The 11,636-nt window shown below is 60.6% G+C and carries 10 protein-coding genes; all 10 read left to right on the top strand.

Annotated features, from left to right (window positions below; genetic code table 11):
• Positions 1 to 38: 38 nt before the first annotated feature.
• The 10 genes from rpoC to rplB all read left to right on the top strand — a co-directional run bounded on the left by rpoC (position 39) and on the right by rplB (position 11,629).
• Positions 39 to 4,286, top strand: a complete 4,248-nt coding sequence (rpoC, locus tag AC6H0R_RS12260) for a DNA-directed RNA polymerase subunit beta' (protein ID WP_497581644.1) — start codon at positions 39 to 41, stop codon at positions 4,284 to 4,286.
• 129 nt (positions 4,287 to 4,415) lie between these two features.
• A complete protein-coding gene (gene rpsL, locus AC6H0R_RS12255; protein WP_497574701.1) occupies positions 4,416 to 4,793 on the top strand; it encodes a 30S ribosomal protein S12 in 378 nt (125 codons plus the stop codon).
• Positions 4,794 to 4,825: 32 nt separating this feature from the next.
• A complete protein-coding gene (gene rpsG / locus AC6H0R_RS12250) occupies positions 4,826 to 5,296 on the top strand; it encodes a 30S ribosomal protein S7 (RefSeq protein ID WP_497581643.1) in 471 nt (156 codons plus the stop codon).
• Between the two features lie 103 nt (positions 5,297 to 5,399).
• Positions 5,400 to 7,499: an elongation factor G gene (fusA, locus tag AC6H0R_RS12245; RefSeq protein WP_497581642.1), complete on the top strand. Its 2,100-nt coding sequence runs from the start codon at positions 5,400 to 5,402 to the stop codon at positions 7,497 to 7,499.
• A gap of 27 nt (positions 7,500 to 7,526) precedes the next feature.
• Entirely contained in the window at positions 7,527 to 8,717 is a 1,191-nt protein-coding gene (gene tuf, locus AC6H0R_RS12240; RefSeq protein ID WP_497581641.1) for an elongation factor Tu, read from the top strand.
• 65 nt (positions 8,718 to 8,782) lie between these two features.
• Positions 8,783 to 9,094 (top strand): 30S ribosomal protein S10, encoded by a 312-nt coding sequence (rpsJ, locus tag AC6H0R_RS12235; RefSeq protein WP_102246069.1) that lies wholly within the window; start codon positions 8,783 to 8,785, stop codon positions 9,092 to 9,094.
• A 124-nt stretch (positions 9,095 to 9,218) separates the two neighbouring features.
• Positions 9,219 to 9,863 carry a 50S ribosomal protein L3 gene (rplC, locus tag AC6H0R_RS12230; protein ID WP_497581640.1) on the top strand — a complete coding sequence of 215 codons (645 nt, stop codon included), beginning with the start codon at positions 9,219 to 9,221 and terminating at the stop codon, positions 9,861 to 9,863.
• A gap of 11 nt (positions 9,864 to 9,874) precedes the next feature.
• Positions 9,875 to 10,495, top strand: coding sequence for a 50S ribosomal protein L4 (gene rplD / locus AC6H0R_RS12225; RefSeq protein WP_497581639.1), 621 nt, complete (start codon positions 9,875 to 9,877; stop codon positions 10,493 to 10,495).
• The gene (gene rplW / locus AC6H0R_RS12220) at positions 10,492 to 10,797 is read left to right on the top strand and encodes a 50S ribosomal protein L23 (protein ID WP_497581638.1); all 306 of its coding nucleotides are present in this window, start codon (positions 10,492 to 10,494) and stop codon (positions 10,795 to 10,797) included. Before rplD ends, rplW begins: the two co-directional genes overlap by 4 nt.
• A gap of 4 nt (positions 10,798 to 10,801) precedes the next feature.
• Complete coding sequence (gene rplB, locus AC6H0R_RS12215) at positions 10,802 to 11,629, top strand: 50S ribosomal protein L2 (protein ID WP_497581637.1); 828 nt, start codon at positions 10,802 to 10,804, stop codon at positions 11,627 to 11,629.
• Positions 11,630 to 11,636 lie beyond the last annotated feature (7 nt).

The following is an 11,636-nucleotide window of genomic DNA, read 5'->3' as shown; positions in this document are numbered from 1 at the left end:
CGGGTGAAAGCCCACTGCCAACCCGGATGGAGTGAATAATGAAAGGCATGCTCGCTGATCTGTTCAAGCAAACCCTGCCGCAAGAGGAAGAGTTCGACGCGATTACCGTCGGCCTCGCCTCGCCCGACAAGATTCGTTCGTGGTCCTACGGCGAAGTAAAGAAGCCGGAGACCATCAACTACCGTACCTTCAAGCCGGAGCGCGATGGCCTGTTCTGCGCCAAGATCTTCGGCCCGGTGAAGGACTACGAGTGCCTGTGCGGCAAGTACAAGCGCCTCAAGCATCGTGGTGTCATCTGCGAAAAATGCGGCGTCGAAGTGACGCTGTCCAAAGTGCGCCGCGAGCGCATGGGCCACATCGAGCTGGCCAGCCCGGTCGCGCACATCTGGTTCCTGAAGAGCCTGCCGAGCCGTCTCGGCATGGTGCTCGACATGACCCTGCGCGATATCGAGCGCGTGCTGTACTTCGAAGCCTTCGTGGTGGTCGAGCCGGGACTGACCCCGCTGACCCGCGGTCAGCTGCTGACCGAGGACGACTACCTGGCCAAGGTCGAGGAGTTCGGTGACGATTTCGACGCCCTGATGGGCGCCGAGGCCGTGCGCGAACTGCTGCGTACGCTGGATCTGAACCACGAAGTCGAGAAGCTGCGTGGCGAACTCGAGTCCACCGGCTCGGAAGCCAAGGTCAAGAAGTTCTCCAAGCGCCTCAAGGTGCTCGAGGCCTTCCAGACCTCGGGCATCAAGCCGGAGTGGATGATCCTCGAAGTGCTGCCCGTGCTGCCGCCGGACCTGCGTCCGCTGGTGCCGCTGGATGGTGGCCGCTTCGCGACCTCGGATCTGAACGATCTGTATCGCCGCGTCATCAACCGCAACAACCGCCTCAAGCGCCTGCTCGAACTGAAGGCGCCGGACATCATCGTGCGCAACGAAAAGCGCATGCTGCAGGAATCGGTCGACTCGCTGCTCGACAACGGTCGTCGCGGCAAGGCCATGACCGGCGCCAACAAGCGTCCGCTCAAGTCGCTGGCCGACATGATCAAGGGCAAGGGCGGTCGTTTCCGTCAGAACTTGCTGGGCAAGCGCGTCGACTACTCTGGCCGTTCGGTCATCGTGGTCGGTCCGCAGCTCAAGCTGCACCAGTGCGGCCTGCCCAAGCTGATGGCGCTCGAGCTGTTCAAGCCGTTCATCTTCAACAAGCTTGAACTGCGCGGTCTGGCGACCACCATCAAGCAAGCCAAGAAGATGGTCGAGAGCCACGAGCCGGTGGTGTGGGACATCCTCGAGGAGGTCATCAGCGAGCACCCGGTGATGCTTAACCGCGCGCCGACGCTGCACCGTCTGGGTATCCAGGCCTTCGAGCCGGTACTGATCGAAGGCAAGGCCATTCAACTGCACCCGCTGGTCTGCGTTGCGTTCAACGCCGACTTTGACGGTGACCAGATGGCCGTCCACGTTCCGCTGTCGCTCGAGGCGCAGATGGAAGCCCGCACGCTGATGCTGGCCTCCAACAACGTGCTCTCGCCCGCCAACGGCGAACCGATCATCGTGCCGTCGCAGGACATCGTGCTGGGCCTGTACTACGCCACACGTGAAGGCGTGAACGAACTTGGCGAAGGCATGAAGTTCTCTGACGTGGCTGAAGCCCGCCGTGCCTACGAGTCCGGCAATGCATCGCTGCACGCCAAGGTTTCGGTGCGTCTGAACACCGTTGAGTTCGGTGCGGAAGGTGAGCGTATTCCGGTCACGCGTCGCTATGAAACGACCGTCGGCCGTGCCCTGATGTCCGAGATCCTGCCGGCCGGCCTGCCGTTCAGCGTGATCGACAAGGCACTCAAGAAGAAAGAGATTTCCCGCCTGATCAACGCGGCCTTCCGTCGCTGCGGTCTGAAGGAATCGGTCGTCTTCGCCGACAAGCTGATGCAATACGGCTTCACGCTGGCAACGCGCGCCGGTATCTCGATCTCGATCAAGGACATGCTGGTGCCGGGCGAGAAGGATCGCCTGATCGCTGCGTCCGAGGCTGAGGTCAAGGACATTGCCGACCAGTACACCTCGGGTCTGGTGACCGATGGCGAGCGTTACAACAAGGTCGTCGATATCTGGGGTCGCTGTGGTGACCAGGTCGCCAAGGCGATGATGGACCAGCTCGGCCAGGAAGAAGTGGTCGACCGCGAGGGCAACACGGTTAAGCAGGAGTCGTTCAACTCCATCTACATGATGGCCGACTCCGGCGCGCGCGGTTCTGCTGCACAGATCCGTCAGCTGGCCGGCATGCGTGGCCTGATGGCCAAGCCGGACGGCTCGATCATCGAGACCCCGATCACGACGAACTTCCGTGAAGGTCTGAACGTTCTGCAGTACTTCATCTCGACGCACGGCGCCCGTAAGGGTCTGGCCGACACGGCGCTGAAGACGGCGAACTCGGGCTACCTCACGCGTCGTCTGGTCGACGTGACGCAGGATCTGGTCGTGACCGAGGATGATTGCGGCACGCGTGAAGGCTTCGTCATGAAGGCCCTGATTGAGGGCGGCGAGGTGGTCGAGCCGCTGCGCGAGCGCATCCTGGGCCGTGTTGCGGCTGAAGATCTGGTGAATCCGGATACACAGGAAACCGTGATCGAAGCCGGCACGCTGCTGACCGAAGACATGGTCGAGTTGATCGACAGCCTCGGCATTGACGAGGTCAAGGTTCGCACCGCGCTGACCTGCGAAACGCGCTTCGGTATCTGCGGCAAGTGCTATGGCCGCGATCTGGGTCGTGGTTCCGATGTCAACGTTGGTGAAGCGGTTGGCGTCATCGCCGCCCAGTCGATCGGTGAGCCGGGTACCCAGCTTACGATGCGTACCTTCCACGTCGGTGGTGCAGCGTCGCGTGCTGCGGTTGCGAGCGGCGTCGAAGCCAAATCGGCCGGTACCATTCGTTTCGCCGGCAACATGCGCTACGTCACCAACGTCAAGGGTGAGAAAGTCGTCATCGCCCGCTCGGCCGAACTGGTCGTGGCGGATGACATGGGTCGCGAGCGCGAGCGTCACAAGCTGCCGTACGGTGCCATGCTGTTTGTGGATGACGGCATGACCGTCAAGGCCGGTGGGCAGCTCGCGACGTGGGATCCGCACACCCGTCCGATCATCACCGAGTACTCCGGTACGGTGAAGTTCGAGAACGTGGAAGAGGGCTCTACCGTTGCCAAGCAGATCGACGAAGTCACCGGTCTGTCGACGCTGGTCGTCATCGACGCCAAGCGCCGCGGTTCGGGTTCGACCGTCAAGGCTTCGCGTCCGCAGGTCAAGCTGATCGACGATCAGGGTCAGGAGGTGCGTATCGCAGGCTCCGAGCATGCGGTCGCTATTACCTTCCAGGTCGGCTCGATCATTACCGTGAAAGACGGTCAGCAGGTTGGTGTGGGTGACGTGCTTGCGCGTATCCCGCAGGAATCGGCCAAGACCCGCGACATTACCGGTGGTCTGCCGCGTGTTGCCGAACTGTTCGAGGCGCGTGCGCCGAAGGACGCTGGCGTGCTGGCCGAGTTCACCGGTACGGTTTCGTTCGGCAAGGACACCAAGGGCAAGCAGCGCCTGGTGATCACCGAGCCGGATGGCACATCGCACGACTTCCTGATCCCGAAAGACAAGCACCTGATGGTGCACGACGGTCAGGTAGTGAACAAGGGTGAGCTGATCGTCGACGGTCCGGCCGATCCGCATGACATCCTGCGTCTGCAGGGTATCCCGGCGCTGGCGCGTTACATCATCGACGAAGTGCAGGACGTCTATCGTCTGCAGGGCGTGAAGATCAACGACAAGCACATCGAAGTCATCGTTCGTCAGATGTTGCGTCGGGTGGTCATTACGGATCCGGGCGATACGCGCTTCATCCGTGAGGAGCAGGTCGAGCGTTCGGATGTGTTCGAAGAGAACGACAAGATGGTCGCCGAAGGCAAGTTGCCGGCGAACTACGACAACGTTCTGCTCGGCATCACCAAGGCCTCGCTGTCGACTGATTCGTTCATCTCCGCAGCTTCCTTCCAGGAAACCACGCGGGTGCTGACCGAAGCCGCAATCATGGGCAAGCGCGACGAACTCCGCGGTCTGAAGGAGAACGTCATCGTTGGTCGCCTGATCCCGGCAGGTACCGGCATGGCCTACCACCGCAACCGCCGTGTGCAGAAGGCGGGTGGGGATCTGGGTGGAGATCATGCTTGGCCGGGCTTCGACGAAGCGGTTGCGGAGAATGCAGCCGCCAGCGCAGCCGAGGGTGAAGCGTCGCAGGATGTTCAGGCCGGTTGACGCAGGGCTTGTGCCGGAATAGAATCCGGCCTCTTTGTGCGGAATGGCCCATATTGCCTGCTCCGCCGCAGAACAATCCGTCCGAGGTGGCGTGCGCGCCGCCTCGGACCATTTGAAAGACTGACTACTATGCCTACTATCAATCAGCTCGTCCGCAAGCCGCGGGAAAAGGTTGTCGTCAAGAGCAAGGTGCCGGCCCTTGAGGCCTGCCCGCAGAAGCGCGGCGTGTGCACGCGTGTCTACACGACGACTCCGAAGAAGCCGAACTCCGCGCTGCGTAAGGTTGCGAAGGTGCGTCTGACGAACGGCTTTGAGGTCATTTCGTATATCGGTGGTGAAGGCCACAACCTGCAGGAGCACTCTGTTGTGCTGATCCGTGGCGGCCGCGTCAAGGATTTGCCGGGTGTCCGTTACCACATCGTTCGCGGTTCGCTTGACCTTCAGGGTGTCAAGGATCGCAAGCAGTCCCGCTCCAAGTACGGCGCCAAGCGCCCGAAGCAGGCCTGATCCACGCTTACAGACATTAGTCAGAGGTCGTTATGCCCCGTCGTCGCGAAGTACCGAAGCGCGAAATCCTGCCGGATCCGAAATTCGCTTCCCAGGATGTATCCAAGTTCATCAACGTGATCATGCAGTCCGGCAAGAAGTCGGTTGCCGAGCGCATCGTCTACGGTGCTTTTGATCACATCTCCGGCAAGGCTGGCAAGGATCCGCTGGAAGTGTTTGCGGCTGCGGTCGGTAACGTGAAGCCGGTGGTTGAGGTCAAGAGCCGTCGCGTCGGTGGTGCAAACTACCAGGTGCCGGTTGAAGTGCGTCCCTCCCGTCGTATGGCGCTGTCGATGCGTTGGCTGCGTGAAGCGGCCCGCAAGCGTGCCGAGAAGTCGATGGCCCAGCGTCTGGCCGGTGAGCTGCTCGAGGCTGCCGAAGGCCGCGGTTCCGCGATGAAGCGTCGCGAAGAAGTGCACCGTATGGCTGAAGCAAACAAGGCATTCTCGCACTACCGTTTCTGATTTTTCGAAACGGTAGTGACTCGGGCCCGACAAGGGCTCGATTGCTTTGTACGGCAGGAATTTCACGCGCCCACGAGGCGCATAGACAGAAGGCAGGATTATCGTGGCTCGCAAGACTCCCATTGAGCGCTATCGCAACATCGGCATCTCCGCGCACATCGACGCCGGTAAGACGACGACGACCGAACGCATCCTTTTCTATACCGGCGTGAGCCACAAGATTGGCGAAGTGCACGACGGCGCTGCGACCATGGACTGGATGGAGCAGGAGCAGGAGCGCGGTATCACCATTACCTCGGCTGCCACGACCTGCTTCTGGAAAGGCATGGATCAGCAGTATCCGGAGCATCGTTTCAACATCATCGATACCCCGGGGCACGTGGACTTCACCATCGAAGTTGAGCGCTCCATGCGTGTGCTCGACGGTGCGTGCATGGTGTATTGCGCGGTCGGTGGTGTGCAGCCGCAGTCCGAAACCGTCTGGCGTCAGGCCACCAAGTACAAGGTGCCGCGCCTTGCCTTTGTGAACAAGATGGACCGTCAGGGTGCCAACTTCTTCAAGGTCGTCGAGCAGATGAAGCTCCGCTTGAAGGCGAGCCCCGTGCCGATCGTGATTCCGATCGGTGCAGAAGAGGGCTTCCGTGGGGTTGTTGACCTGCTCAAGATGAAGTCGGTGATCTGGGATGAGGCCAGCCAGGGCATGAAGTTCGAGTATCAGCCGATTCCGGCTGAGCTCCAGGCTGAAGCCGAGAAGTGGCGCGAGCAGATGGTCGAGGCCGCTGCAGAGGCTTCCGAGGACTTGATGAACGAGTACCTCGAGAATGGTGAGCTGTCCGAGGACAAGATCATTCTTGGCCTGCGTACCCGTACCATCGCCTGCGAAATCCAGCCGATGCTGTGTGGTACTGCGTTCAAGAACAAGGGCGTGCAGCGCATGCTCGACGCCGTGATTGAACTGCTGCCTTCGCCGATCGATATCCCGCCGGTTACCGGGGTGGACGACGATGAGAAGCCGGTTACCCGCAAGGCGGACGACTCCGAGAAATTCTCGGCGCTGGCATTCAAGCTGATGAGCGACCCGTTCGTCGGTCAGCTGACCTTCGTGCGTGTGTACTCCGGTGTTCTCGAATCCGGCGCCACGGTGCTGAACTCGATCAAGAACAAGAAAGAACGTATCGGCCGGATCCTGCAGATGCACGCCAACGAGCGTGCCGAGATCAAGGAAGTTGTGGCCGGTGACATCGCCGCCTGCGTGGGTCTCAAGGAAGTGACGACCGGTGAAACGCTGTGCGATCCGTCGGCTCCGATCATCCTCGAGCGCATGATTTTCCCGGATCCGGTGATTCACATTGCCGTCGAGCCGAAGACCAAGAGCGACCAGGAAAAAATGGGTATCGCGCTCGGTCGTCTGGCGCAGGAAGATCCGTCTTTCCGCGTGCGTACCGACGAAGAGTCCGGTCAGACCATCATTTCCGGTATGGGTGAGCTGCACCTTGAGATCCTGGTGGATCGCATGAAGCGCGAGTTCAACGTTGAAGCTAACGTTGGTGCGCCGCAGGTTGCCTATCGCGAAGCGATCCGCAAGCCGGTCGAGCAGGAAGGCAAGTTCGTCAAGCAGTCCGGTGGTCGCGGTCAGTACGGTCACGTGTGGATCAAGCTTGAGCCGAACGAAGCCGGCAAAGGCTATGAGTTCGTGGATGCGATCAAGGGTGGTGTGGTTCCGCGCGAATACATCCCTGCGGTCGACAAAGGGTTGCAGGACACGCTGCCGAACGGTGTGCTGGCCGGCTTCCCGGTGGTTGACGTCAAGGTCACGCTGTTTGACGGCTCCTACCACGACGTTGACTCGAACGAAAACGCGTTCCGTATGGCTGCATCGATGGCGTTCAAGGACGCCATGCGCAAGGCCAGCCCGGTCCTGCTCGAGCCCATGATGGCGGTCGTTGTCGAGACGCCCGAAGAGTACATGGGTAACGTCATGGGCGACCTTTCGGGTCGTCGTGGCATCGTGCAGGGCATGGACGACATTCCGGGCGGGATGAAGGAAATCAAGGCCGAGGTTCCGCTGGCCGAGATGTTCGGCTACGCGACGCAGATGCGTTCGTTGTCGCAGGGCCGCGCCACGTACTCGATGGAATTCAAACACTACTCCGAGGCGCCGAAAAACGTCGCCGAGGCAGTGATCAACAATCGCACTAAGTAAGCTCAGAGATCGAGAGAGGACTGAAGAATGGCTAAGGGCAAGTTTGAACGTACGAAGCCGCACGTGAACGTAGGCACGATTGGCCACGTTGACCATGGCAAGACGACGCTGACGGCTGCGATCACGACGATTCTGTCGAAGAAGTTCGGCGGTGAAGCGAAGGATTACGCGTCGATCGACAGCGCGCCGGAAGAGAAGGCTCGTGGTATCACGATCAACACCGCACACGTCGAGTACGAGACCGAGGCGCGTCACTACGCTCACGTTGACTGCCCGGGTCACGCTGACTACGTCAAGAACATGATTACCGGTGCTGCGCAGATGGACGGCGCGATCCTGGTATGCTCGGCCGCTGACGGCCCGATGCCGCAGACGCGCGAGCACATCCTGCTGGCCCGTCAGGTCGGTGTGCCGTACATCATCGTGTTCCTGAACAAATGCGACATGGTCGACGACGAAGAGCTGCTCGAACTCGTCGAGATGGAAGTTCGCGAACTGCTCTCCAAGTACGACTTCCCGGGCGACGACATTCCCATCGTCAAGGGTTCGGCCCTGAAAGCGCTCGAAGGCGACCAGTCGCCGATCGGCGAGCCGGCCATTTTCGAACTGGCTGCAGCACTGGACAGCTACATCCCGACCCCGGAGCGCGCCATTGACCGCCCGTTCCTGCTGCCGATCGAAGACGTGTTCTCCATCTCCGGTCGCGGCACCGTCGTGACCGGCCGTGTCGAGCGTGGCATCGTCAAGGTTGGTGAAGAAATCGAGATCGTCGGCATCAAGCCTACCCAGAAGACCACTTGCACGGGCGTCGAGATGTTCCGCAAGCTGCTCGACCAGGGTCAGGCAGGCGACAACGTCGGCGTGCTGCTGCGCGGCACCAAGCGTGAAGAAGTCGAGCGTGGTCAGGTGCTGTGCAAGCCGGGTTCCATCACCCCGCACACCCACTTCACGGGCGAGATCTACGTGCTGAGCAAGGAAGAGGGTGGTCGTCACACCCCGTTCTTCGCCAACTACCGCCCGCAGTTCTACTTCCGTACGACGGACGTGACCGGCTCGATCACGCTGCCCGAAGGCACCGAGATGGTGATGCCGGGTGACAACGTGTCGATCACGGTGAAGCTGATCGCTCCGATCGCGATGGAAGAAGGTCTGCGTTTCGCCATTCGCGAAGGCGGCCGTACCGTCGGCGCCGGTGTCGTGGCGAAAGTCATCGAGTAACACCAATACTGCCCGGCGCCGCAAGGCGTCGGGTGCTTTGCTCTTTTTGCTCTTTAGGAACGAACATGCAGAATCAGAAAATCCGCATCCGTCTCAAGGCTTTTGACTATCGTCTGATCGATCAGTCCGCCCTGGAGATTGTCGAGACCGCCAAGCGTACCGGTGCTGTCGTGCGGGGCCCCGTGCCGCTGCCGACCCGCAAGGAGCGTTTCGACGTGCTGCGTTCGCCGCACGTAAACAAGGCTTCGCGCGATCAGTTCGAGATCCGTACCCATCAGCGTCTGATGGATATCATCGACCCGACGGAGAAGACCGTCGACGCGCTGATGAAGCTGGATCTGCCGGCCGGTGTGGATGTGGAGATCAAACTCCAGTAAGAATGTCCGCATGCTTGCATGCGAGAAGGAAAGGCCGGTATAATCCGGCGTTTGCGCTTTTCGGCGCAATTTGGTAGTCCCTAAACGGTCCCGGTCAATCGAAACTGGGGTTCAGGAGAAAAAAATGAGTCTAGGCCTTGTTGGTCGCAAGGTCGGCATGACTCGCATCTTCGCCGAGGATGGTCGTTCCATTCCGGTGACGGTGCTTGACGTGTCGAACAACCGTGTGACCCAGATCAAGACGCCCGAAACCGACGGTTATGCCGCGGTTCAGGTTGCGTTCGGTTCGCGTCGCGCAAGCCGCGTGAGCAAGTCGCTTGCCGGTCACTACGCCAAAGCTGGCGTTGAGGCAGGTAGCGTTCTGAAAGAATTCACTGTCGAAGCCGACAGGCTCGCCGCGCTCAAGCCCGGCGATGTTGTTGCTGCCGACATCTTTGCCGTTGGCCAGATGGTTGACGTCACCGGCACTTCTATCGGCAAGGGGTTTGCGGGCGCGATCAAGCGTCACAACTTCTCGTCGAACCGCGCCTCGCACGGTAACTCCATCTCCCACAATGCGCCGGGTTCCATCGGTATGGCGCAGGACCCGGGTCGAGTGTTTCCGGGTAAGCGGATGGCGGGTCATCTGGGTGCGGTCACATGCACGACGCAAAGCCTTGAGGTTGTGCGCGTGGATGTCGAGCGTCAGTTGCTCCTGGTCAAAGGGGCTGTGCCGGGATCGAAGGGTGGCGACGTGATCGTCCATCCGGCGGTCAAGGCCAATAGCTGAGCGGGGGTGAAATGGAACTGAAGCTCCTGAACGAACAGGGCCAAGAGGCTTCGACGCTGCAAGTGTCGGATACGCTGTTCGGACGTGATTACAACGAAGCGCTGGTGCACCAGATCGTGGTGGCCTACATGGCCAATTCGCGTTCGGGCAATCGTCAGCAGAAAGGCCGTGACGACGTCAAGCATTCGACGCGCAAGCCGTGGCGTCAGAAAGGTACGGGTCGTGCTCGTGCCGGTATGTCGTCGAGCCCGATCTGGCGTGGAGGCGGTCGCGCTTTCCCGAATTCGCCGGATGAGAACTTCACGCAGAAAGTTAACCGCAAGATGTATCGCGCCGGCGTTGCGACGATTCTGTCGCAGCTGGCTCGCGAAGACCGTCTTGCCGTTATCGACAGCCTCGAGCTGGAAGCGCCGAAGACCAAGCTGCTGACGCAAAAACTGAAGGGCATGGGTCTCGACTCGGTGCTCGTCATCACCGATCAGTTCGACGAGAACCTGTTCCTGTCTTCGCGCAACCTGCACAACGTGCTGGTGCTCGAGGTGTCCGAGGCGGATCCTGTTTCGCTGGTCAATTTCGCCAAGGTGCTGGTCACCAAGGGTGCGCTGGCCAAGATGGAGGAGGTCTGGCAATGAGTGGATTTAGCCAAGAGCGTCTGATGCAGGTGCTGCTCGCGCCCCAGATCTCCGAGAAGGCGACCCAGCTCGCCGACCAGAACGGGCAGGTGGTGTTCAAGGTTCATTCTTCGGCGACCAAGCCGGAAGTGAAAGCCGCTGTCGAGCTGTTGTTCAAGGTCGAAGTGAGTGCGGTGAACATTGCCAACGTCAAGGGCAAGGAAAAGCGTTTCGGTCGCACGATCGGTCGCCGCAAGGGCTGGAAGAAAGCCTTCGTGAGCCTTAAGCCGGGCCAAGAAATCAACTTCGCGGCCGGGGAGTAAAGACATGGCAATCGTTAAAGTCAAACCTACCTCTGCTGGTCGTCGTGCGGTCGTCAAGATCGTCAACCCCGACCTGCACAAAGGTCGTCCGTTTGCGGCCCTGGTCGAGAAGCAGACCAAGAATGCCGGCCGTAACAACAACGGTCGCATCACGGTGCGTCACCAGGGTGGTGGTCACAAGCAGCACTATCGTGTCGTCGATTTCCGTCGTAACCGTGACGGTATCGTGGCCAAGGTGGAGCGTCTTGAGTACGACCCCAACCGCTCGGCCAACATCGCGCTGATTTGCTACGCCGATGGTCAGCGTGCCTACATCATCGCGCCGAAAGGGCTCGAAGTTGGTCAGCAGGTCGTGAGCGGCTCCGAGGCGCCGATCAAGCCGGGTAATACGCTGCCGATTCGCAATATTCCCGTCGGTACGACGATTCATTGCATCGAGCTGCAGCCTGGCAAGGGTGCCCAGATGGCGCGTGCCGCCGGGGCGTCTGTTCAGCTGCTTGCACGTGAAGGCTCCTACGCTCAGGTTCGCCTGCGCTCGGGTGAAGTCCGTCGGGTGCACGTCGAATGCCGGGCCACCATTGGTGAGGTCGGTAATTCCGAGCACTCCTTGCGCAAGATCGGTAAGGCCGGTGCCAACCGCTGGCGCGGCATCCGCCCGACGGTGCGTGGTGTCGCGATGAACCCGGTCGATCACCCGCACGGTGGTGGTGAAGGCCGTACCGGTGAAGGCGGTGTTCCGCGCAGTCCGTGGGGTCAGCCGGCCAAGGGATACCGTACGCGGAGCAACAAGCGCACGGACAAGATGATCGTGCAGCGCCGCTACAAGCGATAAGAGGTAA

This window comes from Pseudazoarcus sp. NS36 (genome assembly GCF_059703705.1).
This window is presented reverse-complemented; position numbering and strand designations above follow the sequence as displayed.

Bases quoted from the DNA above. Each gene is read 5' to 3' on its own strand.
- rpoC (WP_497581644.1), top strand. From the start codon at position 39: ATGAAAGGCATGCTCGCTGATCTGTTCAAGCAAACCCTGCCGCAAGAG.
- rplD (WP_497581639.1), top strand. From the start codon at position 9,875: ATGGAACTGAAGCTCCTGAACGAACAGGGCCAAGAGGCTTCGACGCTG.
- rpsG (WP_497581643.1), top strand. From the start codon at position 4,826: ATGCCCCGTCGTCGCGAAGTACCGAAGCGCGAAATCCTGCCGGATCCG.
- rplB (WP_497581637.1), top strand. From the start codon at position 10,802: ATGGCAATCGTTAAAGTCAAACCTACCTCTGCTGGTCGTCGTGCGGTC.
- rplW (WP_497581638.1), top strand. From the start codon at position 10,492: ATGAGTGGATTTAGCCAAGAGCGTCTGATGCAGGTGCTGCTCGCGCCC.
- rpsL (WP_497574701.1), top strand. From the start codon at position 4,416: ATGCCTACTATCAATCAGCTCGTCCGCAAGCCGCGGGAAAAGGTTGTC.
- rpsJ (WP_102246069.1), top strand. From the start codon at position 8,783: ATGCAGAATCAGAAAATCCGCATCCGTCTCAAGGCTTTTGACTATCGT.
- tuf (WP_497581641.1), top strand. From the start codon at position 7,527: ATGGCTAAGGGCAAGTTTGAACGTACGAAGCCGCACGTGAACGTAGGC.
- rplC (WP_497581640.1), top strand. From the start codon at position 9,219: ATGAGTCTAGGCCTTGTTGGTCGCAAGGTCGGCATGACTCGCATCTTC.